The organism is Burkholderia sp. ABCPW 14, assembly GCF_001523835.1.
GTDB lineage: Bacteria > Pseudomonadota > Gammaproteobacteria > Burkholderiales > Burkholderiaceae > Burkholderia > Burkholderia mayonis.
The window spans coordinates 41,774-65,289 of record NZ_LOVS01000179.1 but is presented as its reverse complement, the minus strand read 5'-3'; the positions used below and the strand labels follow the sequence as shown (position 1 = coordinate 65,289).

The 23,516-nt window shown below is 65.8% G+C and carries 22 protein-coding genes, 1 tRNA gene and 1 pseudogene; 9 read left to right on the top strand and 15 right to left on the bottom strand.

Annotated elements, in window-relative coordinates:
• Positions 1 to 278: 278 nt before the first annotated feature.
• Together WS62_RS38485 and WS62_RS38480 are read right to left on the bottom strand one after the other, a co-directional pair.
• A pseudogene (locus WS62_RS38485) lies at positions 279 to 440 on the bottom strand (MEKHLA domain-containing protein); the annotation flags it as partial.
• 26 nt (positions 441 to 466) lie between these two features.
• Positions 467 to 859: an MEKHLA domain-containing protein gene (locus tag WS62_RS38480; protein WP_231748429.1), complete on the bottom strand. Its 393-nt coding sequence runs from the start codon at positions 857 to 859 to the stop codon at positions 467 to 469.
• 498 nt (positions 860 to 1,357) lie between these two features.
• Here WS62_RS38480 and WS62_RS27210 point away from each other — a divergent pair, with 498 nt between their 5' ends.
• Positions 1,358 to 1,684: a hypothetical protein gene (locus tag WS62_RS27210; RefSeq protein WP_066491940.1), complete on the top strand. Its 327-nt coding sequence runs from the start codon at positions 1,358 to 1,360 to the stop codon at positions 1,682 to 1,684.
• 289 nt (positions 1,685 to 1,973) lie between these two features.
• Here the strand turns inward: WS62_RS27210 and WS62_RS27205 are convergent, their stop codons facing one another.
• Positions 1,974 to 2,435, bottom strand: coding sequence for a DUF3303 domain-containing protein (locus WS62_RS27205; protein ID WP_231748428.1), 462 nt, complete (start codon positions 2,433 to 2,435; stop codon positions 1,974 to 1,976).
• 918 nt (positions 2,436 to 3,353) lie between these two features.
• Here WS62_RS27205 and WS62_RS27200 point away from each other — a divergent pair.
• Positions 3,354 to 4,721 carry an acetate kinase gene (locus WS62_RS27200; protein ID WP_066577495.1) on the top strand — a complete coding sequence of 456 codons (1,368 nt, stop codon included), beginning with the start codon at positions 3,354 to 3,356 and terminating at the stop codon, positions 4,719 to 4,721.
• Positions 4,722 to 4,787: 66 nt separating this feature from the next.
• Here the strand turns inward: WS62_RS27200 and WS62_RS38475 are convergent, their stop codons facing one another.
• The 5 genes from WS62_RS38475 to WS62_RS27175 all read right to left on the bottom strand — a co-directional run bounded on the left by WS62_RS38475 (position 4,788) and on the right by WS62_RS27175 (position 9,126).
• The gene (locus WS62_RS38475; protein ID WP_156441161.1) at positions 4,788 to 5,162 is read right to left on the bottom strand and encodes a hypothetical protein; all 375 of its coding nucleotides are present in this window, start codon (positions 5,160 to 5,162) and stop codon (positions 4,788 to 4,790) included.
• 347 nt (positions 5,163 to 5,509) lie between these two features.
• Positions 5,510 to 6,202, bottom strand: coding sequence for a C39 family peptidase (locus WS62_RS27190; protein ID WP_066577491.1), 693 nt, complete (start codon positions 6,200 to 6,202; stop codon positions 5,510 to 5,512).
• Between the two features lie 3 nt (positions 6,203 to 6,205).
• Positions 6,206 to 6,685 carry a hypothetical protein gene (locus WS62_RS38470; protein ID WP_066577488.1) on the bottom strand — a complete coding sequence of 160 codons (480 nt, stop codon included), beginning with the start codon at positions 6,683 to 6,685 and terminating at the stop codon, positions 6,206 to 6,208.
• Between the two features lie 235 nt (positions 6,686 to 6,920).
• On the bottom strand, positions 6,921 to 8,165 hold the full coding sequence (locus tag WS62_RS27180) for a hypothetical protein (RefSeq protein WP_082721334.1): 1,245 nt from the start codon (positions 8,163 to 8,165) through the stop codon (positions 6,921 to 6,923).
• A gap of 874 nt (positions 8,166 to 9,039) precedes the next feature.
• A tRNA-Leu gene (locus WS62_RS27175) sits at positions 9,040 to 9,126 on the bottom strand.
• Between the two features lie 228 nt (positions 9,127 to 9,354).
• Between WS62_RS27175 and WS62_RS27170 the strand changes: the two genes are divergently transcribed.
• Entirely contained in the window at positions 9,355 to 10,191 is an 837-nt protein-coding gene (locus tag WS62_RS27170; protein WP_066577591.1) for a squalene/phytoene synthase family protein, read from the top strand.
• Positions 10,192 to 10,204: 13 nt separating this feature from the next.
• Here the strand turns inward: WS62_RS27170 and WS62_RS27165 are convergent, their stop codons facing one another.
• The 4 genes from WS62_RS27165 to WS62_RS35140 all read right to left on the bottom strand — a co-directional run bounded on the left by WS62_RS27165 (position 10,205) and on the right by WS62_RS35140 (position 13,641).
• Positions 10,205 to 11,458, bottom strand: coding sequence for a DUF1501 domain-containing protein (locus tag WS62_RS27165; RefSeq protein ID WP_066577590.1), 1,254 nt, complete (start codon positions 11,456 to 11,458; stop codon positions 10,205 to 10,207).
• 82 nt (positions 11,459 to 11,540) lie between these two features.
• The gene (locus tag WS62_RS27160; protein WP_082721333.1) at positions 11,541 to 12,953 is read right to left on the bottom strand and encodes a DUF1800 domain-containing protein; all 1,413 of its coding nucleotides are present in this window, start codon (positions 12,951 to 12,953) and stop codon (positions 11,541 to 11,543) included.
• A 209-nt stretch (positions 12,954 to 13,162) separates the two neighbouring features.
• Positions 13,163 to 13,459 carry a hypothetical protein gene (locus WS62_RS27155; RefSeq protein WP_066577483.1) on the bottom strand — a complete coding sequence of 99 codons (297 nt, stop codon included), beginning with the start codon at positions 13,457 to 13,459 and terminating at the stop codon, positions 13,163 to 13,165.
• Entirely contained in the window at positions 13,459 to 13,641 is a 183-nt protein-coding gene (locus WS62_RS35140; protein ID WP_010104413.1) for a hypothetical protein, read from the bottom strand. Before WS62_RS35140 ends, WS62_RS27155 begins: the two co-directional genes overlap by 1 nt.
• A gap of 78 nt (positions 13,642 to 13,719) precedes the next feature.
• Here WS62_RS35140 and ompR point away from each other — a divergent pair, with 78 nt between their 5' ends.
• The 5 genes from ompR to WS62_RS37010 all read left to right on the top strand — a co-directional run bounded on the left by ompR (position 13,720) and on the right by WS62_RS37010 (position 17,458).
• The gene (ompR, locus tag WS62_RS27150) at positions 13,720 to 14,454 is read left to right on the top strand and encodes an osmolarity response regulator transcription factor OmpR (RefSeq protein WP_442855109.1); all 735 of its coding nucleotides are present in this window, start codon (positions 13,720 to 13,722) and stop codon (positions 14,452 to 14,454) included.
• 67 nt (positions 14,455 to 14,521) lie between these two features.
• Positions 14,522 to 15,880 carry an ATP-binding protein gene (locus WS62_RS27145; RefSeq protein WP_066577477.1) on the top strand — a complete coding sequence of 453 codons (1,359 nt, stop codon included), beginning with the start codon at positions 14,522 to 14,524 and terminating at the stop codon, positions 15,878 to 15,880.
• Positions 15,881 to 16,078: 198 nt separating this feature from the next.
• A complete protein-coding gene (locus WS62_RS27140) occupies positions 16,079 to 16,627 on the top strand; it encodes a peroxiredoxin (protein ID WP_059470549.1) in 549 nt (182 codons plus the stop codon).
• 77 nt (positions 16,628 to 16,704) lie between these two features.
• Positions 16,705 to 17,232 carry a carboxymuconolactone decarboxylase family protein gene (locus WS62_RS27135; RefSeq protein WP_066577474.1) on the top strand — a complete coding sequence of 176 codons (528 nt, stop codon included), beginning with the start codon at positions 16,705 to 16,707 and terminating at the stop codon, positions 17,230 to 17,232.
• Between the two features lie 16 nt (positions 17,233 to 17,248).
• Positions 17,249 to 17,458 carry a hypothetical protein gene (locus WS62_RS37010; RefSeq protein ID WP_066577471.1) on the top strand — a complete coding sequence of 70 codons (210 nt, stop codon included), beginning with the start codon at positions 17,249 to 17,251 and terminating at the stop codon, positions 17,456 to 17,458.
• 226 nt (positions 17,459 to 17,684) lie between these two features.
• On the opposite strand, the gene ispF is transcribed toward WS62_RS37010, so the two are convergent.
• Entirely contained in the window at positions 17,685 to 18,173 is a 489-nt protein-coding gene (ispF, locus tag WS62_RS27125; RefSeq protein WP_066577468.1) for a 2-C-methyl-D-erythritol 2,4-cyclodiphosphate synthase, read from the bottom strand.
• Between the two features lie 40 nt (positions 18,174 to 18,213).
• Positions 18,214 to 18,924 carry a 2-C-methyl-D-erythritol 4-phosphate cytidylyltransferase gene (ispD, locus tag WS62_RS27120; RefSeq protein WP_066491791.1) on the bottom strand — a complete coding sequence of 237 codons (711 nt, stop codon included), beginning with the start codon at positions 18,922 to 18,924 and terminating at the stop codon, positions 18,214 to 18,216.
• Positions 18,925 to 19,039: 115 nt separating this feature from the next.
• On the opposite strand from ispD, the gene mfd reads away from it, so the two are divergent.
• Positions 19,040 to 22,513: a transcription-repair coupling factor gene (gene mfd / locus WS62_RS27115; protein WP_066577463.1), complete on the top strand. Its 3,474-nt coding sequence runs from the start codon at positions 19,040 to 19,042 to the stop codon at positions 22,511 to 22,513.
• Positions 22,514 to 22,553: 40 nt separating this feature from the next.
• Here the strand turns inward: mfd and WS62_RS27110 are convergent, their stop codons facing one another.
• Positions 22,554 to 23,513, bottom strand: a complete 960-nt coding sequence (locus tag WS62_RS27110) for an enoyl-CoA hydratase/isomerase family protein (RefSeq protein ID WP_066577460.1) — start codon at positions 23,511 to 23,513, stop codon at positions 22,554 to 22,556.
• Positions 23,514 to 23,516 lie beyond the last annotated feature (3 nt).

Sequence of the window (23,516 nt, the reverse complement as noted above, 5' to 3'; positions counted from 1 at the left end):
TTCGTGCGAGCGAGCCGCATGCGCAGCGGCAGCGGCAGCAGAAAGAGCGCGGCGGCCGCTCGAATATGCGATCGCCGAGCGACGCGCATTCGCCGAGCGATACGTTCTCGGCACGCAACTCCAGCTCGCGTCGGCCCGCGGCGACTCGGCAGCGCGCGGCGAACGGCGAACTGCCACCGCGAATCAGATTTCCGTCCACCGGCGATAGGTCGAGGCCTGCCCCGATACGTCCCTTCGTGATCGATCAGATTCCAGACGGTGACATCTTCGCTCCAGATGCGCCGTCCCGACTTCGAAATCCGCAAGCCGCGATAGCCGGTCGCGAAGCCTCGCATGCGCACCGATTCGAGCAGCCTCGCGCGCGCTTCGCGATTCGGGTGCTCCGCGGACAGCCGCGAATACAGCGCCGTCGTCTCTCGTCCCTGCTGTATTCGAAACATCGCTGCACGGTCTCGTTCGCATAGATCTAGCGAGGGTCTTCGTCCGTGTCGTGAGCCAGCACGCAAAACGGCGCGTCCTCGTAGAGCCAGCGCGGGCCGTCCGCGTACGGCACCTCGGAGTCGAGCCGCGAAGCGCCGGTCAGCCGAAGGCGGCTGTCGGCGAGAAGATCGAAAAAAACCGGATCCAGCGCGAGTGAATTGGACGTGATGCGGGTCTGGCAAGAAAGCAAAAGATTGAGGAAGTCGCTCGACAGCGGCAGGCGGTACCGCCGCGCGCGTGTCTCGATGAATCGACTGCAGATTGTGTGCTTGGTTCGGAAGATTGTGCGAAACGATCGGCCGCGATCGCTCGATCGAATACAGCGTTCAGATGCCGCTCGACTCGATACGTCGAACCGCACACGGATGACGCGCCGCAAGCGCCGCGCGTGCCGAAGGCGTGCGTCGCATGTTCCGATGGATAAACGGCGGCACGCGCTCGCCGCATGGCGCGAAGCGGAACATCGCCGAGCGTATTTGACCCCGAGCGAAATTGTCCGGTTTCCGTCTTTTATCGATCGCTTATCGATGGGACGACGCGTCTGGCATCCAGGGCCATACGTATTCGGGGTCCGGAGTCCTTGCAGTTCACCGGGCGCAAGCGCACAGGCGATATTGCCTCGGGCAATCAGCCTGCGCCGTCAGCGGTGCACGGCGCGGCCCTTCCATGTCGCGTCGTGGCGGCCTGTCCGGCTTACTATTCCGTACGGTAGTGGCCTACACTAGAAAGTGCACCTTCCGCGGGCTCGGTTGCAGCTTTGATGCGACGCAGTATTGCCGACGGCCGATTGAAGCGAGCGACTGGCGATATGACGGGCAACGCTGAGATATCTGCTGCCCGAGTTCATCCGGAACTGACGTTCAAGGAGGAATTCATCATGTTGCAAGCCAGTGAAATCCAAAAGCGCTTTGCCCATCTGCAGCAAACCGTGAGCGAGGCATCACGGACCTGTCACGCCGACAGGACGATTCCAAAGGACCTGATCAACTGGGTGGATGAGTTGGACAAGGAATGCAAGTCAGCGAAGAAGTTCATGACGTCCAACGATGAAGATCGTATCCGGCAGTGCGTCGACGATCTCGAACGTATCGGTGATCGTGCTGAACGTGCGTGCCAACAGGCCGGTGGTCTCGATGCCAAGATCATGAATGCAGTAAGTTCGATGCATTCGGAACTTTCCGATCTGAAGCGACAACTGCATTGACGTACCCGACAGCCCCGGTTTCATGCGTGTTTCACGCCGGGGCTGTTTGCCCTTCGGCCCGCACTTTGACACGCCGATAGACACTATCGACGACTGGACCTTGCCGACACCCGCTGTGTGGGAATACGCGGCGCAACGGTCGAGCACTTGCACGCGGGTCCTGAAGCAAGGGTGACTGGATGCGCTGATGCGATTGGTCGAGGGGCTTGATCCGCTTCGGGCGTGACCGCCCGAAGCGGATAGTGTCGCGGTTGCGCACGACATGATGACGACATGATCCTCCCCAATGTCACTTGCCTTTCAGTCCGTCGCGCCAGGCGATCGCTTCGAGCTCGACCCGGACGGCGTCCTCGACGGCAACTACGGGGTGTGCCCGAAATTCAAATGCGGGGAATGTCGAGCAAGCTTTGTGGACCGCCAACGGATCGTCGCAATCAACCAACCTATGCCCACCCCACTCGCCCACGCGCACAACGAACGACTCGATCTTGAAATTGGCTGGCGCCTTCCACTGCCTAAACACAGCAAGGATTCGCTTCTGGGCATTCTCGTATTCCGCAGGCGAACCTTGCGGGCGTTCGACCCAGCTGATCATGTACTTCATTGCCATCCTCCCTTTAAGCGGCTTACGTCGCCAGAGCGCCAGCCGCTTGGACGAGCTGGCGAACCAGCAAACCGCAACTGAAGCTGCGGCGACAATTGCCCATTGCTTTTGGCCGTTCTTCATAACGGTCAGTGAGGGTTGTTTCACGTGCTCGGAACCGGACGCTCAACATCCGCTGACCGTCCCTGCTTGGCCGACCATGCCGCTGCGCGCCGGACCCACTTCAGCTTAGGTCATCGCCAAAGGCATTCAATGGAAACGTCACTGCGACCGGCCGTTCATGGCCGACTTCCGCCGAACGTCGTAGGCCGTCATCTCCCCTCTTCAGCCCCTCACCACTGTCCGCCTTAACGGCGACTTTGGGAGGCAAAATAGTTCGTCGCGCGTCGCGGCGAGATGCCGATACGCGCAAGCTGAACCTGCCGCAGCCTGTGCGGTGCATTTCAATTCACCGCCGCGCGGAACGGTGGTTAACCAGGTTCACGTTTGACGCGGCCGTTTCACGAGATAACCCCGTGCGATTCGCATACGATCGCTCCGCCGACAATGGGCAGCCACCCAGTGCTTCGTCGGATCGAAACAATGCGTCTGACGCTTGCAAAAAAACGACGTGCACGTGCACATGGAGACGGCGCTCGCCCCGTATATCGCAGGCGCGAAACGTGCATTGCGTTAGCATGGAAGCCCCCGCGAAGCAGGTGTCCTTGTGTAGCACGCCACACAATCAAGGGTTTGTCTGGTTGGCTTTCGAACGCTGCCTGCATTAGCCTTTTGAAGTCCGCCGCTGCGTTTTTTTTGATGGCGGGTTATGACGTTGTGGTGATGTTGTCGACGTGACATTCCTATATCGGAGCGCGGCCTTGCTGCCGAAGTTGCCTTCCGCTCAACCGAGCGCGCATCGATGCCGCCAAAGAAACATCCATTGGCCCGCGTGTGACGCGACACTCGTTCAGGCTTGGCGCCCTACGACCCGAAGTGATCCAAAGCGATCCGAAGCCGTGTGCGCCGGCCTGTTGTCGAAGTACACCGGGGGTGAATCTGCAAGCCTAATCATGGAGACGCACCATGAAGCGCATGCCATTTCGCCACATCCGCACCATCACCTATGCAACCGTGTTGCTCTTTCATGCCGAAGCGCAAGCGCAATCGCTGGAGGTTCAGTCGGCGCAGGAGAACATCTCCACGCTACGCCAGGCACTCGATAGTCATCTCAAGGAACTGAAAGCGCTCAAGCGCAAACTTGCCGACGAAGAGGCGAATCTCGCACGCCTGAGCCGGGCACTGGACGCCGGAGCGCTCGCGAACAAGCGCGGCGCGGGCACCGGCGACACCAGCGGAGAAGCGCCGCCGGCCGAGACTGGCGCCGCAGGCGCCGTCGCCGGAACGGCGAGCAGCGCTCCCGGCAACGCGCAACCCGCGGCCGAAGCAATACCGTCGCCGAGCCAGCCGGTCGGCCAAGCGCCCGTACCGGAGACCACGACACCTGCCGTCGCGCCGATCTTCGATCAGCCCGGCGTGCTGACGCCAAAGCACAAATTCGTCCTCGAGCCGTCGTTCCAGTTCAGCTATTCGTCGTCGGACCGTGTCGCACTCGTCGGCTATACGATCATCCCGGCACTCCTGATCGGCCTGATCGACGTGCGCGAAATCAAGTCGACGGTGCTGACAGCCGCGCTCGCAGTGCGCTATGGGATCACCAACCGGATGGAAGTCGAAGTCCGCGTCCCCTATGTGTACTCGACGACCGACACGATCAGCCGCGAGATCTTCACCGGCTCCGCACAGGACAACGCGTTCAACAGTAACGGCCGCGGCATCGGCGACGTCGAAATGACGCTGCGCTACCAGTTCAATGCCGGCGGGCCCGACAAGTTCTATTACATTGGCTGGCTCCGCTTCAAGACCGCCACCGGCAAGAGCCCGTTCGACGTGGTCACCGACTGCGTCACGCGCTGCGTCGGCAATACCACCGGCACCGGCCTGCCGCTCCAGCAGCCGACCGGCTCCGGCTTCTACGCGATCCAGCCGGGCCTCACCTGGCTCTTCCCGTCCGATCCGGTCGTCTTCTTCGGCAACTTCAGCTATCTGCACAGCTTCGGGCGCAACGACCTCAGCCTCACGATTCGCGACGGACAGAAGGACTTCATCGGCAGCGTGCAGCCCGGCGACATTTGGGGCTTCAACATCGGCATGGGACTCGCGCTGAACGAGAAGGCATCCGTGAGCCTCGGCTACGACCAAAGCATCGTGCTGCCCACGAAACAGAACGGCCAGACAGTGCCGAGCTCGGTGCGCGTGATCCTCGGCACGCTGCTCATCGGCTACTCGTACCGACTGACGCCGAAGACCACGCTGAATCTGTCGATCGGCGCAGGCCTCACGCGCGACACGCCGGACGTGGTAATGACGCTGCGCGTACCGATTTCGTTCTGATCGCCGTGCGTTGCTAGCGGCAGGCGACGCGTCGCACGAACGCCCGACAAGGGCGCCGCCACCCGCTCACCTGCCCGGCAACGCGCTGGTAAGCGCGTTGTTGAGCGTCGACATGATATTCAGGTTCTTGAACATCGACAGCGTGTTGACGGACGTGTTGATCGTGGTCAGCGCCTGGATGCGCTGATTGTTCAACGTGTTCTGGATCACCGAGCCGGTCAGCGCCGGCAGCACGCCGGGCTGCACGGCGTTGCCGCGGCCAATCTGAATCAGCGCGCCCGCGTTCGAGGCCGCCAGCGCCTGAGCCTGTTGCGCGGTGATCTGACTGATGTCCGGAATGTTGAAGTTGGTCGCCGTGACCAGATTGCCATTCACGAATGCGGCACGCGACACGCCGAACGAGACCTTCAGTCCGCCCGGCAGATCGAAGCCGCCGCGCATCGCGTCGAGGCGTTCATCGCTAAGCGCGACCGCGACGCCCGCAGGCCAACTCCGATCGTCCCGCGCGAGATCGGACTCCGATGCGAAGGATCTGACCGCGCGCTCCGGAATCGCGATCGGCGCGGCATACGAGATGGGCGTCACCTCGGCCCGCGGCGCTGCCGGCGCGATTTCGGCGCCCCCTCTCGTCTCGGATGCCGACAATGCGCCGCTCATCTGCGCGACACGTTCGACGGTCACAGCCGGCGATCCATTCTGCATCGCCCCTGCGCCCGTGGACGCAATCCCGCCGCACACAATCGTAGCGACGCTGGCTAACTTTCTGGTCTCTGATCTCATGACAGTCCTCAAAAGTCACTCGGGCCATGCTTGGGAACCGTCACGTTGTACAGGCCGTCGCGGTTGATGCCGGTGTAAAGCGGCGCGCTCGGCGCGACGCGCCAGTCGCGTGGATCGTTGAACACCGCGAGTTCGGGCTTGTTGTGAATCACGAACAGCACATGGTCTTCCCATTTCTGCTCGAAACTTGCCTGCGGGATCGGTCGCGTGCCAGTGGCCGGATCGCCGATCAGCACACGCCCGTTGCGCAGCCCCTTGACGACCACGAAATGGTGATAGCCGTTCTCGGTGATCAACACGATCGCCGGTGTGTTCGTGTTTGCGAGCGTTTGCAGCGGCAGTTCGTAGCCGTCCGCGACGAACCCGCGCGCCTCGAGAAAGCGCCGGATGTCGAGCAGCGAGAATCCCTGGCGACGGATCTTCTCCTGATTGCCGTTCCCCCACATCTGCGCGAAGGCAATCTCCTCGTTCATCGGATAGTTGTACTGGTAAGTCAGCAGCGTCGCGACCGCGGCCGACCCGCAACTGAAATCGTACTGCTGCCTGACGGTCCGCTTGAAGCGCGCCTCCTTGAGACTCGTGACTCGCATCGCGTAGCCCGCGCCCGCCGGATCGACGACGGTCATCTCGTCCGCATGTGCGGCCGGGCAGGATACCGCGCACGCGAGCGACGCCATCGACACTGCAGCAAAGTGTTTCATCGCTCAGTTTCCGAAGCGCACGTTGAGTACCGTTGCGTTCTGAATCAGCACGTTGGCGCCGGTATTCTGAATGACCGTCGGCAAGCCGCTCGAATTGGCGAACGACCCGTCGGCAATCGAATTCGAACCCGTCGAAACCCTGCTCGCAGTGTTGTCGGAAACCACGCCGGTCAGATAGTTCTGGCCGACCAGCGCATCGCCGCCCCGATGCTCGTCGAGTTGCTCGGGAGTCATCGCGACCCCGAAGCTGTCCTCGTGCGCGGTCGCGGCGCCTGCGGCAGGCGGCGCGACGACCGCGGCTGTAGCGAGCACAGCGCCGTCCACGAGTGCAACCGGTGCGGAAGGCGCAGAACTCGACGCAGCACGCACAGGCGCATCCATGGCAATTGATCGTGACTCGTCAGGCGCCGCCTGAGCCGTCAAACCCGGCAGCAGCAGCACCGCAGGCAATATCGCCAGCGAAAATGCCTTTCGCACTCGCATGGTTGTCTCCTTGCGCCCCGCGCGAGCTTGCTCGAACCAAGCACGCGCGGAGAGCGGAATTTGCGTGACCGTCGACCGACGGAAATCGGGACGAAATTCGACGATGACGGCGGGCCGGCCATTCGGCCCACTCGCCCCCGCCGTCCGTCTTGTCCGTCTGGCCATGGAACGATAGCCGTGGGATGGCCAGCACCCCACGGCAATTCGCATGGTTCATCTGTGCTGACGGGCTGTTCTAACGCCCGACGGTCAGGTTCGCCTGCACGGTCACAGCCTGCTGGACGAGCGACGCCATGCCGCTGTTCTGGTTGGCAACCATGATGCCGGCTGCGCTTTGTCCGACGCTCGCCATTGCGTTGGAAATGCTGAACGACCCCGCATTGACGGTGTTGGATCCCCCTGCGCCACCCGCGCCGCCGGCTGCGCCGTTACCGGTGCCGCCGCTGCCGGTGCCGCCTGCGCCGCCTGCCGCGCCGACCCCGCCACCCGCACCGTTGCCTGCGATCGCGTTGCCGTTGCTAGCCGACGTCGAATTGTCGCCGTTGGTCGCGTTGCCGCCCGTGCCCGCGCCGCCTCCGCCGCCGCTGCCCGCGCTGGCCGTCGCCGTGCCGCCCGCGCCACCCGAAGCTGTCGCCAAGCCACCCGTGCCCGAGCCTGCTCCGCCCGAAGCCATCGATGCACCCGCCGACCCCGCGCCGCCTACGCCGCTACCCGTGCCGGTACCGGTACCGGTGCCGGTGCCAGTTCCTGTGCCGCCGCCTGATGCCGTTGCTGCTCCACCGCCGCGTGTCGTGGCGGTGGCACGCCCGGTGCTACCGCTGCCCATGCCGGCGCCATGGCCTGAGCCGCTGCCCGTGCCGTCGCCGCCCAGTCCGACCGAAGCTGCGATTGCGCCTGCGCCCCTGCCGACGCTCCTGCCGCCAGTGGCACTGGCATCGCCGCCTTGCCCACCGGTGGCGGAAGGTGAGCCGCCGTCCCCGCCGCTACCGGCATTGCCGTTGCCGGCCGTCACGCGGCCGTTGCTGGCGTTGCCCGCAGTGGCGCTGCCGTCGTGCGCGCTGCCCCCACTGCCGCCCGCGCCGCCCAAGCCGCCTGCGCCGGCGTTTCCACCCGTGCCGCCATAGCCAGAACCGGCGCCCCCCCTGCCGCCGCGTCCGCCGCTGGCGTCGCCCCAGTTGGTCGCCTGGTTGCCGATGCCATGGATTTGGACGTTGCTCACGAATCCGTCGAGCTTGCTGATTGCGACGATCTTGGAGGTGTTATAGGAATCCTGATAGACCCTTGAGCCAGACGAGATTTCATTTGCATTGGACCCGGCGGTACTGGTTTGAGCCGAGCTTACTGTGTTGGACAGGCTGTTGGATCCGTCATCGGATCGCTGATTGCATGACGTTTGGCTATCGCCACATGGGTTCGCCATCGCGTAGCCGCTGAATCCTAGGGCGAGGACTGCAGCGGACGCCAATAGAGTTTTGCTCATGGAATTCTCCTGAGGTGATGGGGGGACGGCTTGGCCGACTGCGCCAATCCGGCAAACCATCACGCATCGGCGATGCCAAGCCGACAAGCGGCTGAATGCAAAGAGAAATGTGGATTTTCCACACTGCTCGATTCGCCCCGTTAATTTCGGCGAGCACTTTGTGCCTCATGTTTGAAACACGCCGATTGGCACTGTACCGAGACGCCCTCTTTTGCATCGGTGAAATATCATTTGCATTCAAAGGCATATTTGAATTTTCCAATTTCTACCCGATGCATTCAAAACGATTCACTTTTGGCACGGTCATTTCCTACATTCGGGTTCACCAGCACTGCCGGCTACCCCATCGCGATCGCCGAAGCCTCATCCGGCATGGACACCCGGCCGGATGCTTTCCGCAAACGAGATCAAGGCGGCGCCCAAGGGCCATCAAGAAACGTATCAACTGCGATCCGGCGGCTTTTTTTGTCGAATTTCATTCGCGTCGCGCGTTGGCAAGCGCGTATCAGGTTCATATAGAAAGATGATTCCCGCCTGCGAAAAAACCGCGGAATCGCGATGCGTATGAGTTTTGCTGCCCTATCCGGCAGCGATCGATCGCAATTCAGTCTCGCGCTTGAGCGCCCGGGCTTGAGCCTCGGCTTTCGCATCACGGAGGCCGAGTCCCAAACGCCCTTGATGTAGACTTCTGCGCGCCAGCCGCCAGCCGCGGTCGTTGCGAACGACGCCATGCGTAACCCCCTGCGTAGCGGGGCGTGGTTTAGCGTGTTTTCGTGTGGCGATCAGGAGGAGGAAGGCAACCGCGAAAATCGACACAAGCCATTGAAAAACAAATGCCTTATGGTGATTTTGGGTGTCGTATGGAAATGCTTGATGGTGCGTGAGGCCGGACTCGAACCGGCACACCCTTGCGGGCGTCAGGACCTAAACCTGGTGCGTCTACCAATTTCGCCACTCACGCACGCGAAAAATACTGCGCCGAACGGGCTTGCGCGTCGCTGCCGCGACCGCCCGAAAAGCGCGAGCGCGAGATTCTAACCGATCTCCCTGCGCTTGTCTCTAGCGGCCGGCGTCTCCTTTGCCGCGATGCTAGAATCCGCCGATGTCTCCGCGAGGCGGCCGCGACGCCGCGCCGTCGAACGGCCCCGCGCCCGTCCGAGCCGATCTCGCCCCACTCGTTCCTGTCCCCGTGAATTTCGACGAATACTGCCAGCAGAAAGCCGCACCGCCCGGCTCCAGCATCTACTATGCACTGCGTCAGGCGCCGCTCGCGCGCCAGCCGCTCGTCGCCGCGCTCTTCGCGCTGCGACGCGAGCTCGAACAGACGGTGAAGGAAGTCAGCGATCCAACCATCGGTCACACGAAACTCGCGTGGTGGCAAAAGGAACTCGCCGCGCTCGCGGCCGGCAATCCGTCGCATCCGGTATCGCAGGCGCTCGCCGCGCACCATCCGGACATCGCACGCGAAGTCGACGCGCTGCAAACGCTCGTCGCCGGCTATGGGATGGATCTCGAGCAGGCACGCTATCTGGACTTCGCGAACCTGCGCCGCTACGTCGACCATACGGGGGGCACGTTCGCGGGGCTCGTCGCGCGCGCGAGCGCGAGTCGGCCGGCCGCGGACGACGCGCGCTGGGCGCAGCCGCTCGGGCACGCACTGACGCTCGCGCAATTCGTACAGGATTTGGGGCAGGACGCGCGCCACGGCCGCATCTACATTCCGATCGACGAACTGCAGCGCTACGGCGTGACGGCGGCCGACCTCCTCAACCGCCGCTACAGCCCCGCGTACACCGAATTGATGCGCTTCCAGGCCTCGCGTGCGCGCGATGCGCTCAACACGTCGCTGTCCGGCATCCCCGCCAGCGAGCGCCCTACGCAGCGCACGCTGCGCGCGCTCGGCGCGCTCGCGCTCGCGGTACTCGACGAGATCGAGCGCGACGGCTTCCAGGTGCTGCACCAGCGGCTCGCGCTCACGCCGATCCGCAAGCTGTGGATCGCATGGCGCGCCGCGCGGCGCCGCTGACGCGCGCCGCCCGTCACGCGCGCAACAACGGCAGCGGCTTGAAGCGCTGCTGCAGGACGCTCGTCGCGTCGAGCCCCCACCACGGGCCGAGCACCGTCGCATAGAGTTGACGAAAGTCGACCGCGACGGGCAGGTTGCCGTTGCCATCGAGCCGCGCGAGCGCGGGCGGCGCACCGTACAGGCCGCCGCGCACGCGCCCGCCCATCACGAAATGCGGCGCGGCCGTGCCGTGATCGGTGCCGTTGCTCTGATTCTCCCGCGCGCGCCGGCCGAACTCCGCATACGTCATCACGAGCGTATTGTTCCAGCGCCCGAGCTCCGTCAATGCCGAGCGCATCGCGACGAGCCCTTCCGCCAGTTGCTTCAGCAACCCCGCCTGCTGGCCGGGCTGGTTCTGGTGCGTGTCAAAGCCGCTCAGCGTAAGGCGCAGCACCGCGACTCCCTGCCCCGGCATTGGCGTGCGCTGCGGCGTGTCGCACGCGGCGAGCACCTGCATCGCGGTCTTCACCGACGTGCCGAACGGCCCGGCCGGAAACGCGGTCGCGAGCGCGGGCATGCCCGCGTGCGGACGCAGCCGGTCGGCCGCCTTGACGATGTCGTTCTCCACGTCGATCACGTGGGCGAGCGCGGGATTCTGCTCGCGCAGCGACACGGGCTGCACGAGCCGCGCCTCGCGAATGAACTGCGCGGGATTGACGAGCGCGATCGCGCGCGCGCCGTTCGCGAGCGGCCCCATCTCCGCGCTGCCGAGCACGACGCCGTCGGCGGCGAAGCCAGGCGGCACGCCCGCCTGCGCGAACGCGCGCGTGAGCCAGCCTTCGCGCAGATACTGATCGGCGCGCGACGCGGTATCCCAGATCTCGATCGAGCGGAAATGCGACAGATTCGGCTGCGGATAGCCGACGCCGTCGACGATCGCCAGCCGCCCGTCGCGCCAGATCGGCACGAGCGGCGCGAGTGCCGGATGCAACGCGCTGCGCTCGTCGAGTTGCACGACCTGCTCGCGCTTGACGCCGATCGTCGGACGCAGCGTGCGGTATAGCGCGTCCGCATACGGGATCACCGTGTTGAGCCCGTCGTTGCCGCCCTTCAGCTCGACGAGAATCAGCAGGTTCGAATAGCTCACGGCGCCCGATGCACGCGCAAACGCGCCGTGCACGGCAGACGCCGCGCCGGCCGCCGTGGCCGCGCATGCGTGCGGCATCGAGAGCGATACGCCCGCGGCCCCGGCGAGACTCGCCAAGGCCAGAAAATCGCGTCGTTTCATCCTGCTTTCCTCGTTCTGCGTTCGACGCGCCCTGCGGATCGCCGCGTCGCGCGGCATCGCCTCGTCGTCGTTTTCATGTTCGTCACTTCAGTTGATACGCCGGGTCCATCAGCAGCGCCTGCAAATACGCGCTGCTCGTCGCGCCGGCCTCGATCGCCGCGACGGGCGAAATCGGCAGCACCGCATGCTGCATCTGCAACGCCATCGACAGGTCCGGCTGCGCCTGCGGCTTCGTCCGATACGCGGCGAGCCACGCGTCGAGATCGAAGCGCATTCCTCGCCGCATCGGCACCGGCTTGCCGGCCATGTCGTGGGAACCGGGCGCCGCGCGCATGCCGGGCGCCTCCGTCGCGCGCATCATCTGCTCGACGAACTGCTTGCGCGCAAGCAGCGTCGAGCTGTTGATCCAGATCGCGCCGCCCGGCCACCCCTTCACGTTCGGCGGGTAGAACAGGTTCTGGCCGAGCGTGCGCAGCGTGCTCGCGAGCGGCGCGGCGTCGCCATAGCCGACGTCGAAGAGCCGCACGGTGCCGGCCACGAGCTCCGCCGGCGACTTGACGAGCACGCCGCGATTGCGATCGGCCCAGAACGCATCCGACGACAGCAGCCCCGCGAGCGCCGCCTTGATGTCGTAGCCGCTCTGCCTGAATCGCGCGGCGACGTGCTCGACGACGTCGGAATCGGGCGTATCGGAGATGAATTCGCGCCACAGCTTCGCAACGACGAAGCGCGCAGTCTCGGGACGGGCGAGCAGGATGTCGAGCACCGCGTCGCCGTCGAAGCGCCCGGCTTCGCCGAGCACGGTCTTCATGCCGTCGTCGTGAACGTTCGGCCGGAACGCGTACGCGAGCGTATCGGGATCGAGCCCCCAGCCGGTGTACGCGCGCGCGGCCTCGGACACGTCGCGCTGCGTATAGTGGCCTTCGCCGAGCGTGAAAAGTTCCATCACCTCGCGCGCGAAGTTCTCGTTCGGCCGGCCCTTGCGATTGCTCGCGCCGTCGAGGTATTGCAGCATCGCCGGATCTTTCGCGACGCCGTGCAGCATCGCGCCGAAGTTGCCGAGCGCATCGGCGCGCAGCAGCGCGTTTTGCGCCGCAATCGTTTGCGGAAACGGTACCTTGTCCTGGCCGGACGTGAAGTGGTTGTGCCAGAAGAGCGTCATCCGCTCGGTGAGCGGTGACGGCGTCACGAGCATCTCGCGCACCCACCACGCGCGCAACTCGTCGTAGCGGCGGTTGCGCAACTGCTGCTCCGCGCGCCGCTCGTCGGGCGTGAACGCGGCGCGCGCCGCGCGCGACGGCGGCAACTCGCGCACCCAGTCGGGCGGCGGCGTGACGCTTTGCGTGCGCGTGCCGGCGAGCAATTCGGCGAGCGCCTGCGTGCGCGTCATTCCAACGAAATGCGCGACGTCGCGCGGCGGCGGCGAGAAGCCGGTGCGCGTCAGCAGGAAGCGCGCGTCGTCCGCGTCGAGAAGCGCCTGCATCGAGGCCGGCATCCGGTCCGCCTTCGCCGGGGACCGCCCGGCCGTGCTCGAATCGCTCATCGTCGACCGTTCTCCGAAAGAGGAAAACCACGGCAGCTCGCGCGGCGCGCGACCGTCGGTGATGGCGATTCAACGGCTCGCGACGACGCGCAGTTGACGATCGAATTGATACGGAGTTTTTCAGGGCGGCCAGCGCCCGACGACGCGCAGGATTTAACGATTCAACGCTTGTATAGTTCGCGGACGGCGTCCTCGATGTGCTGGCGCAAGAGATGCCGTTCTTCCGGCGTCATGTGGCCGTCGCGGCGCCGCTGATCGAGATCGGGCGGGACGGCGGCCGAGCGGGAGGGGGGCTCGCCGCGATCGGGCGACGCGGCACGCGCCGGTGCGCCCTTGCCGCGCGGCACCTTGTGCGACGACGCCGCGCCGCGATCCGGGCGCTGCGCACAGGCGAACTCCGAAGCGAGGAAGCCGACGCACGCGAGCGCCAGCACGAACGCCATCTTCGTCGGCCGCATCACTGGCCTCGCCTCTTTCGTCGTTTTGTTCCCTTCGTCACGCGGCAACCGGCTACCTTTGGCACACGTACAAACCCTGCGAGAATCGGGCGTGCAAACCATGTAAATGTTAAGTGGAGGGAGTATCCACCGAATGTCGTCTTCGAGTAAAGGAGTCTGTCGCGACTGTCTTTACTCGGCACAATAGCGCGGGTAAATTTTGTAACTGACTGTAACCCGTCGAAAGCCGCAACCTCGCGGTTTTTCCTAATCGCGATAAGATGCCACTCATGGAAACGAAAAACCCCTCGAAAATTCTCGTCGTCGACGACGACCCGCGCCTGCGCGATCTGCTGCGCCGCTATCTCGGCGAGCAGGGCTTCAACGTGTACGTCGCCGAGAACGCGACGGCGATGAACAAGCTCTGGGTGCGCGAACGTTTCGATCTACTCGTGCTCGACCTGATGCTGCCGGGCGAGGACGGCCTGTCGATCTGCCGCCGCCTGCGCGGCAGCAACGACCGCACGCCGATCATCATGCTCACCGCGAAGGGCGAGGATGTCGACCGCATCGTCGGCCTCGAGATGGGCGCCGACGACTACCTGCCGAAGCCGTTCAATCCGCGCGAGCTCGTCGCACGCATTCACGCGGTGCTGCGCCGCCAGGCGCCCGCCGAACTGCCGGGCGCGCCCTCCGAAACGACCGAGGTGTTCGAGTTCGGCGAGTTCGCACTGAACCTCGCGACGCGCACGCTCACGAAATCCGGCCAGGAGATTCCGCTCACGACGGGCGAATTCTCCGTGCTGAAGGTGTTCGCGCGCCATCCGCGCCAGCCGCTGTCGCGCGAAAAGCTGATGGAGCTCGCGCGCGGCCGCGAGTACGAAGTGTTCGACCGCAGCCTCGACGTGCAGATCTCGCGCCTGCGCAAGCTGATCGAGCCGGATCCGGGCAGCCCGCGCTTTATCCAGACGGTGTGGGGTCTCGGCTACGTGTTCATCCCCGACGGTGCGGCCTGAATTCCGTTTCGACGCGGCACGCGCCTCCGACGCCACGCCCTTTGACGCCAGTTAGACAGCCAGTCCTATGCGTATCGACCGGCGCCTTTTGACGCTCGTGTTCGGCGGGCTGTTCTGGCGCACCTTCCTGCTGATCGCGCTGTTGATCGCAGTGAGTCTTGCCGCGTGGTTCCAGAGCTTCCGGGTGATCGAGCGCGAGCCGCGCGCGCAGCGCGTCGCGTTGCAGCTCGTCGCGATCGTGAAGCTCACGCGCACGGCCCTCCTCTATTCCGATCCCGACCTGCGCCGCGCGCTGTTGCAGGATCTCGAGAGCAACGAGGGCGTGCGCGTCTATCCGCGCGAAAAGACTGACAAGTTCAAGCTGCAGCCCGACGAGTCGCTGAACCGGCTGATCGAGCACGACATCCGCAGCCGCCTGGGCGACGACACGGTGATCGCGCAATCGGTCAACGACATCGCCGGCGTGTGGATCAGTTTCAAGATCGACGACGACGACTACTGGGTCGCGCTCGACCGCGATCAGCTCGACACCGTCACCGGCCTGCAATGGGCGGGCTGGGGCCTCTTCGCGCTCGCGCTGTCGCTGTTCGGCTCGGCGTTCATCACGAGCCTCGTGAACCAGCCGTTCTCGCGGCTCGCGCTCGCCGCGCGCAAGGTGGGCTCCGGCCAGACGCCGGAGCCGCTGCCCGAGCGCGGGATGGGCGTCGCCGCCGACACCAACCGCAGCTTCAACCAGATGGTGCGCGACCTCGAGCAGCTCGAGGCGGACCGCGCGCTGATGCTGGCGGGGATCTCGCACGACCTGCGCACGCCGCTCGCGCGGCTGCGGCTCGAGACCGAGATGAGCCCGTCCGACCAGGCGACAAAGGACGCGATGGTCGACGACATCGAGCAGATGGACCGCATCATCGCCGCGTTCATCGACTACGCGCGCCCCGCGCAGCGCACGCCGGAGCCCGTCGACCTGTCGCACGTCGCGCGCGAGGTCGCCGCGCGGATCGTGAGCGAGGACGGCGTGCAGCTCGACATACGCCTCGCGCCCGCCGCCGTCATCGAGGCGGACGAGACGGACATGCGCCGCGTGATCGGCAATCTCGTCGAGAATGCGCGCAAGTACGGGCAGAGCACGAAGGACGGCATCGCGCGCATCCTGCTGGAGACGCGCGTGACGCATGCGCGCGTCGAGCTCGTCGTCGCCGACGAGGGCCCCGGCATCCCCGAGGATCAGTTGCCGCTCGTGATGCGCCCGTTCTACCGTGTCGATGCCGCACGCAGCCAAGCCGACGGCACCGGGCTCGGGATGGCGATCGTGCTGCGCCTCGTCAACCGCTACCGCGGCACGCTGCGGCTGCGCAACCGCGCGCCCGACGCCGGCCTCGAAGTCACGCTGGAGTTTCCGAGCGCGAAAGCGCGTGCGGTCGCGTGACGCACGACGAATCCCTCATCCGATGGTCGAACCCTATCGGCATCTTTGAAAATTTCTATGAGGTTCGTTAGCTAAAATCTATTGATAGAAAAATTTAATAGAGTTATAGTTTTCCCTATGCTGTCACGGAGACGTTGCAGCGCATCGGTAGCTTGACCGCAGGTAGCCGTTTTTCCCAACTCACACAGGAGCATCCGCATGAAAACCGTGGGCGATAAACTCGAAGCTTTCACCGTTGTAGCCGCGAAGCCGGGCTTCAACAACCATGAAGAAAATGGCCAGTCGGCCTTCGAGACGGTCACCGAAGCGTCGTTCCCGGGCAAGTGGAAGGTCGTCTACTTCTACCCGAAGGACTTCACGTTCGTCTGCCCGACGGAAATCGTCGAATTCGCGAAGCTCACGAAGCAGTTCGAAGAGCGCGACGCCGTCCTGCTCGGCGGCAGCTCGGACAACGAATTCGTCAAGCTCGCATGGCGCCGTGAGCACAAGGATCTCGACAAGCTGAACCACTACTCGTTCGGCGACGTCAAGGGCGAGCTGATCGACCAGCTCGGCGTGCGCGACAAGGAAGCCGGCGTGGCGCTGCGCGCGACGTTCATCGTCGACCCGGACAACACGATCCAGCACGTGTCGGTGAACAACCTGAACGTCGGCCGCAGCCCGGAAGAAATCCTGCGCATTCTCGACGGTCTGCAAACGGACGAACTCTGCCCGTGCAACCGCGCGATCGGCGGCGCGACGCTGTAAGCGTTCGATGCACGAAAGCCCGCGGCGCTGCGTCATGCCTGCGGGCTTTTTTAACGGCCCAATCATAGGAGATATCAATGGAATTCATCGATTCGATTAAGGCGCGAATTCCCGACTACGCGAAGGACATTCGCCTGAACCTCGACGGCACGATCTCGCGCTCGTCGCTCGAAGGCGCCGACGCGGTCGGCGTGGCCCTTGCGGCGGCGTTCGCGGCGAAGAGCACCGTCCTCGTCAACGCGATCCGCGAAGCGGGCGTGCTGTCGCCCGAGGAAACCCACGCGGCGCTGACGGCAGCCGCGCTGATGGGGATGAACAACACCTGGTATCCGTATGTCGAGATGGCCGACGACGCCGACCTGAAGACGCAGCGCGCCGAGCTGCGGATGGGCGCGTATGCGTCGCACGGCGGCGTCGACAAGCGCAAGTTCGAGATGTATGCGCTCGCCGCGTCGATCGTCGGCAAGTGCCACTTCTGCGTGAAGTCGCACTACGCGCTCCTGAAGAACGAACAAGGGATGACCGTCACGCAGCTGCGCGACGTCGGCCGCATCGCGTCGGTGATCAACGCCGCCGCGCAGGTGATCGCCGCCGAAGGCCAGTGAATGCGATGACGGTGCGATGACGGCCGTCGCCGCAACAAAAAACGCCACGCGCATCTGTCGCGTGGCGTTTTTGTTTGTGCTCGCGCACCAGGACGGTGGCGCGGCGGGCGCGCGCCGGTTGCCCGGGTCGGTCGATTTCTTCGGCGCTTTGCGCCCTTGCGCGCAACGTGGCTCGCCGCATGGCTTGCTTCGTCGCACGTCGGATCGCATCGACCGCATGGTTTGAATCGCTTCGAACGCTCCAGGCATCTACGCCTTTTCGAGCGTCTGCGGCAATTCGCCGATTCGGCGATGTCCTTCGCGCCGATCGCTTCCCGGCGACCCGCCAGCAGGGGAGCCTCGCGCCGCCGTTCAGGCCGCCCGAATCGCCCGAATCGCCCATGCCACCCAAGCCACCCAAGCCGCCCAAGCCACCCAAGCCACCCAAGCCACCCAAGCCGCCTAGCAGTCGATTATGCCGCCGCCTCGCGCACGACGAGCGCCGCCGCCTGCGCCTCGATGCCCTCGCCGCGTCCAAGGTAGCCGAGCTTCTCGTTGGTCTTCGCCTTCACGTTCACGCGATCGAGCGGCAAGCCGAGATCGGCCGCGATGTTCGCGCGCATCACGTCGATGTGCGGCGCGAGCTTCGGCGCCTGCGCGATGACGGTGCTGTCGACGTTGCGGATCGAAAAGCCCGCCTGCGCGACGCGCGCCGCGCATTCGCGCAGCAGCGTGCGGCTGTCGGCGCCCTTGAAGCGCGGATCGGTGTCGGAGAAATGACGGCCGATGTCGCCGAGCGCCGCCGCGCCGAAAAGCGCATCGGTGATCGCGTGCAGCAGCACGTCCGCGTCCGAGTGGCCGAGGAGCCCCCGCTCGTACGGGATCGTCACGCCGCCGATGATGAGCGGCCGCCCGGGAACGAGCTGATGCACGTCGTAGCCTTGTCCGATTCTGAAATCCATGTGATTCGATCCGAGTGTGATGCGATGATGAAAATGCGATTCAGGAAGCGCGCGCCGGATGCGCGAGGATCGCTTCCGCGAGGTCGAAATCCTCCGGATACGTGACCTTGAAGTTGCGCAGGCTGCCCTGCACGACGCGCGGCGTATGGCCCGCCCATTCGATCGCGCTTGCTTCGTCGGTCAGGTCGTGGCCGTCGAGCTGCGCGCGCTGGATCGCGTCGCGCAGCATCCCGATGCGGAACATCTGCGGCGTCTGCGCCTGCCAGAGGCCGGCGCGCGGCTCGGTGCGCTCGATCGCGTCGGTGCCCGCCGGCACGCGCTTCAACGTATCGGCGACCGGCAGCGCGACAATGCCGCCGACGGGATCGTCCTTCAGCGTGCCGATCAGCGTGCGGATCAGCGCAGGCGTGATGCCGGGGCGCGCGGCGTCGTGCACGAGCACCCAGTCGGCGTCCGTCGCGCCGAATTCGGCGAGCTGGATCAGCCCGTTCATCACCGACGCCTGCCGCGACGCGCCGCCGCAGCGCCGCACCGCGAAGCGCAGGCCGGCGAAGCGGCGCGCGTCGAAATGAGGATCGTCGGGCGAGATCACGACGAGCGTCTGCGCGAACTCGCTGCACGCGTCGAACGCGGCGAGCGTGTAGTGCAACAGCGCGCGTCCGGCGAGCGTGCGGTATTGCTTCGGCAGCGCGGAGCCGGAACGGCTGCCGGTGCCGGCGCACGGAATCAGTGCGAATAGTCGGGAGGTCACAGGAGAAAACACAGGAAAAGATGAAATCGAAGGACGGATTTTATAATACGTCTATCGCCGTGATGAGCCGCGCCGAGCTCGTCCCCATCCGGCGTCCGCCAACCAGCCGCTCGTTATGCCAGACAACGCCTCCCCATCGCAGTCCCCCGTCGCGCTCGTCAAAGCGGGCCAGCGCTTCGCGTTCGACGGTGCGCACGGCTCCGCCGACGCGCTCGTCATCGCCCGCTACCTCGCCGTGCATCGCGCGCAGGTGCCGCTTCTCGCCGTGATCTGCGCGAACGCAGTCGACGCGCAGCGGCTCGCGCAAGAGCTCGGCTACTTCGCGCCCGACACGCGCGTGCGCGTCCTTCCCGACTGGGAGACGCTGCCGTACGACACGTTCTCGCCGCACCAGGATCTCGTGTCCGAGCGGCTCGCCACGCTGCACGACCTCGGCGAAGGCCGCTGCGACATCCTGCTCGTGCCCGCGACGACGGCGCTCTACCGGATGCCGCCCGCGTCGTTCATGGCCGCCTATACGTTCGCGTTCACGCAGGGCGAGCGGCTCGACGAGGCGAAGCTGAAGGCGCAGTTGACGCTCGCGGGCTACGAGCACGTGAGCCAGGTCGTGCGGCCCGGCGAATACTGCGTGCGCGGCTCGCTGATCGACCTGTACCCGATGGGCTCGCCGCTGCCGTACCGGATCGACCTGTTCGACGATCAGGTCGACTCGATCCGCGCGTTCGATCCGGACACGCAGCGAAGCCTCTACCCGGTGCGCGACGTGCGCCTCTTGCCCGGCCGCGAGTTCCCGTTCGACGAGGCCGCGCGCACCGCGTTCAGAAGCCGCTGGCGCGAGACGTTCGAAGGCGACCCGAGCCGCGCGCCGATCTACAAGGACATCGGCAACGGCGTGCCGTCGGCCGGCATCGAATACTATCTGCCGCTCTTCTTCGACGAGACGGCGACGCTCTTCCACTATCTGCCCGACGGCGCGCATCTCGTGTTCGCGGGCGATCTCGACGCGACGATCAAGCGCTTCACGAACGACACGAAGCAGCGCTACGCGTTCCTGTCGCACGACCGCGAGCGGCCGATCCTCGAGCCGCAGCGCCTTTTCCTGTCCGACCAGGATTTCTACGCGTTCGCGAAGCCGTTCGCGCGCATCGCGCTGCCCGCGCAGCCGTCGGGCGGCTGGGCCGCTCCGCTGCCGAGCCTCGCGCTCGACCGTCACTCGGACGCGCCGCTCGCCGCGCTCGCCGCGTATCTCGACACGACGGAAAACCGCGTGCTCTTCACCGTCGAATCGGCGGGCCGCCGCGAGACGATCGCGCAACTGTTCGCCGAGCACCGTCTGCGGCCCGCGGGCAGCGACAGCTTCGCCGCGTGGCTCGAAAGCGACGAACGCTTCGCGCTCGGCGTCGCGCCGCTCGCCAACGGCTTCGCGGTGCCGGGCGAAGGCTACGCGATCGTCACCGAGACCGAACTGTACGGCGCGCTCGGCCGCCGCGCGGGGCGCCGCCGCCAAGAGCAAGCGAGCAACGTCGATGCGATGGTGCGCGACCTGTCGGAGCTGAAGGTCGGCGACCCGGTCGTTCATGCGCAGCATGGCATCGGCCGCTACATGGGCCTCGTGTCGATGGATCTCGGCGAAGGCGACACCGAGTTCCTGCATCTCGAATATGCGGGCGACAGCAAGCTGTACGTGCCCGTCGCGCAACTGCACGTGATCTCGCGCTACAGCGGCGCGGACCCGGACAGCGCGCCGCTGCACGCGCTCGGCTCCGGCCAGTGGGAGCGCGCGAAGCGCCGCGCCGCGCAGCAGATCCGCGACACCGCGGCCGAACTGCTGAACCTGTATGCGCGCCGCGCGGCCCGCGAGGGCCACGCATTCGCGCTCGAGCCGCGCGACTACGTGAAGTTCGCCGAGAGCTTCGGCTTCGAGGAGACGCCCGACCAGGCCGCGGCGATCGCGGCCGTGATCGGCGACATGACGAGCGGCAAGCCGATGGACCGCCTCGTGTGCGGTGACGTCGGCTTCGGCAAGACCGAAGTCGCGCTGCGCGCAGCGTTCATCGCGGTGATGGGCGGCAAGCAGGTCGCGCTCCTGTCGCCGACCACGCTGCTCGCCGAGCAGCACACGCAGACCTTCATCGACCGCTTCGCCGACTGGCCGGTGCGGGTCGCCGAGCTGTCGCGCTTCAAGTCGACGAAGGAAGTGAACGCGGCGATCGCGCAGATCAACGAAGGCAGCGTCGACATCGTGATCGGCACGCACAAGCTGCTGTCGTCGGACGTGCAGTTCAAGCGGCTCGGCCTCGTGATCATCGACGAGGAGCACCGCTTCGGCGTGCGCCAGAAGGAAACGCTGAAGGCGCTGCGCGCGGAGGTCGACGTGCTGACGCTGACCGCGACGCCGATCCCGCGCACGCTCGGGATGGCGCTCGAGGGGCTGCGCGATTTCTCGGTGATCGCGACCGCGCCGCAGAAGCGGCTCGCGATCAAGACCTTCGTGCGGCGCGAGGAAGAAAGCGTGATCCGCGAGGCGATGCTGCGCGAGCTGAAGCGCGGCGGCCAGGTGTATTTCCTGCACAACGAGGTCGAGACGATCGAGAATCGCCAGGCGATGCTCGAGGCGCTCGTGCCCGAAGCGCGGATCGTGATCGCGCACGGCCAGATGCACGAACGCGAGCTCGAACGCGTGATGCGCGATTTCGTCGCGCAGCGCGCGAACGTGCTGCTCTGCACGACGATCATCGAAACCGGCATCGACGTGCCGAGCGCGAACACGATCATCATGCACCGCTCGGACAAGTTCGGCCTCGCGCAGCTTCACCAGTTGCGCGGGCGCGTCGGCCGCTCGCACCACCAGGCGTACGCGTACCTGCTCGTCCACGATCCGCAGGCGCTGACGAAGCAGGCGCAGCGGCGGCTCGAAGCGATCCAGCAGATGGAGGAGCTCGGCTCGGGCTTCTATCTCGCGATGCACGACCTCGAGATCCGCGGCACGGGCGAGGTGCTCGGCGACAAGCAGTCGGGCGAGATCCACGAGATCGGCTTCCAGCTCTACACCGAGATGCTGAACGACGCGGTGAAGGCGCTGAAGAACGGCAAGGAGCCCGACCTCACCGCGCCGCTCGCCGCGACGACCGAGATCAACCTGCACGCGCCCGCGATCCTGCCCGCCGACTATTGCGGCGACGTGCAGGAGCGGCTGTCGCTGTACAAGCGGCTCGCGAACTGCGAGCACGGCGATTCGATCGACGGCATCCAGGAGGAACTGATCGACCGCTTCGGCAAGCTGCCGCCGCAGGCGCACGCGCTCGTCGAGACGCACCGGCTGCGGCTTGCCGCGAAGCCGCTCGGGATCGTGAAGATCGATGCGAGCGAGGCGGCGATCGGGCTGCAGTTCGTGCCGAATCCGCCGATCGATCCGATGCGGATCATCGAAATGGTGCAGAAGCACCGGCACATCAAGCTCGCCGGCCAGGACAAGCTGCGGATCGAGACGCGCACGCCGGATCTCGCGGTGCGCGTGTCGACGGTCAAGGAGACGCTGCGCGCGCTCGGCCAGCCGACCCAGCCGCGCGCGCAGGCGGGCGCGCGCTAGCGGCCGACGCACGCCGGTCCGGCACGCCGGTCCGGCGGCGCTACTGGCGCGCGAAATCGACGGCGACGCCGTCGATCCACGAGCGCAGCTCGTCGATGCCGATCTCGCCGCCGCTGTCGACGAGCCGGCCGATCTCGTCCGCGTACGCGATCATCGCGCGCCGCGCGCTCGGCTGCGTCGCGGCCGACAGGAATTCGGCCTTCTCGATCGCCATGCCGCGCTCGAGCGGCAGCGAGCCGCCCTCGTAGATCGCCCGCTTGACCGCGCGAATCGAGTGGCTCGGCCGGCGCGCCATGCGCTCGGCGAGCGCCTCGGTCTCGGCGCGCAATTGCTCGCCCGGCACGACGCGGTTCACGAGCCCGAGCGCGAGCGCCTCGCGCGGCGACAGCAGCCGGCCGTCGAGGCAGAGCTCGATCGCGCGCGCGACGCCGACCGTGCGCGCGAGCATCTGCGTGCCGCCGCCGCCCGGCAGCAGCCCGATGTAGATTTCCGGCTGCCCAAGGACGTGGCCGCGATCGGCGTCGCCGTCCGTCATCACGCGCAGGTCGCACGCCTGCACCATCTCGTAGCCGCCGCCCATCGCACGCCCGTTGACGGCCGCGACGAACACCTTGTCCATCGCGCGCATCTGCGCGGTCACCTCGTGGAACAGGTTCATCTGCGCGATGCCCGCCATCGGCGTGCGCTCGACGAACCGGCGCGCACCCGGCACGTGGCTCAATGCGGATTCGACGCGCATCGCGGCGTCCGTGACGGCGGCCGGCAGCGGCACCGCCATTCCCTCGGCGGCCGCCTTGATCTCGCCGACGTCGAAATGCGTGAGGAACGCGTCGAGCACCGCGCTCGCGAGGATGACCGCGCCGACGCCGGCGTCGTGCTCGAGCCCGTCGAGCACGCTCTTCAGCTCGCGCATCATCGCGGTCGTCAGAAAATTGAACGGCGGATGATCGAACGTGATCGTCAATACGCGATCCTTGCGCTCGATGCGCAGATATTTCATTTT

What these genes read in the sequence shown, in the direction of transcription:
- WS62_RS27165 (WP_066577590.1), bottom strand. Translation starts at nt 11,458, where the DNA reads ATGAAACGACGCGATTTTCTGGCCTTGGCGAGTCTCGCCGGGGCCGCG.
- WS62_RS27155 (WP_066577483.1), bottom strand. Translation starts at nt 13,459, where the DNA reads ATGCGGCCGACGAAGATGGCGTTCGTGCTGGCGCTCGCGTGCGTCGGC.
- WS62_RS38470 (WP_066577488.1), bottom strand. Translation starts at nt 6,685, where the DNA reads ATGCGAGTGCGAAAGGCATTTTCGCTGGCGATATTGCCTGCGGTGCTG.
- WS62_RS27190 (WP_066577491.1), bottom strand. Translation starts at nt 6,202, where the DNA reads ATGAAACACTTTGCTGCAGTGTCGATGGCGTCGCTCGCGTGCGCGGTA.
- WS62_RS27135 (WP_066577474.1), top strand. Translation starts at nt 16,705, where the DNA reads ATGGAATTCATCGATTCGATTAAGGCGCGAATTCCCGACTACGCGAAG.
- mfd (WP_066577463.1), top strand. Translation starts at nt 19,040, where the DNA reads ATGCCAGACAACGCCTCCCCATCGCAGTCCCCCGTCGCGCTCGTCAAA.
- WS62_RS27145 (WP_066577477.1), top strand. Translation starts at nt 14,522, where the DNA reads ATGCGTATCGACCGGCGCCTTTTGACGCTCGTGTTCGGCGGGCTGTTC.
- WS62_RS38475 (WP_156441161.1), bottom strand. Translation starts at nt 5,162, where the DNA reads ATGCGCGGCGGCTTCGATCTGCCGGGCGGACTGAAGGTCTCGTTCGGC.
- WS62_RS37010 (WP_066577471.1), top strand. Translation starts at nt 17,249, where the DNA reads ATGACGGCCGTCGCCGCAACAAAAAACGCCACGCGCATCTGTCGCGTG.
- WS62_RS27180 (WP_082721334.1), bottom strand. Translation starts at nt 8,165, where the DNA reads ATGAGCAAAACTCTATTGGCGTCCGCTGCAGTCCTCGCCCTAGGATTC.
- WS62_RS27110 (WP_066577460.1), bottom strand. Translation starts at nt 23,513, where the DNA reads ATGAAATATCTGCGCATCGAGCGCAAGGATCGCGTATTGACGATCACG.
- ompR (WP_442855109.1), top strand. Translation starts at nt 13,720, where the DNA reads ATGCCACTCATGGAAACGAAAAACCCCTCGAAAATTCTCGTCGTCGAC.
- ispF (WP_066577468.1), bottom strand. Translation starts at nt 18,173, where the DNA reads ATGGATTTCAGAATCGGACAAGGCTACGACGTGCATCAGCTCGTTCCC.
- WS62_RS27160 (WP_082721333.1), bottom strand. Translation starts at nt 12,953, where the DNA reads ATGCCGGCCTCGATGCAGGCGCTTCTCGACGCGGACGACGCGCGCTTC.
- WS62_RS27140 (WP_059470549.1), top strand. Translation starts at nt 16,079, where the DNA reads ATGAAAACCGTGGGCGATAAACTCGAAGCTTTCACCGTTGTAGCCGCG.
- WS62_RS27210 (WP_066491940.1), top strand. Translation starts at nt 1,358, where the DNA reads ATGTTGCAAGCCAGTGAAATCCAAAAGCGCTTTGCCCATCTGCAGCAA.
- WS62_RS27200 (WP_066577495.1), top strand. Translation starts at nt 3,354, where the DNA reads ATGAAGCGCATGCCATTTCGCCACATCCGCACCATCACCTATGCAACC.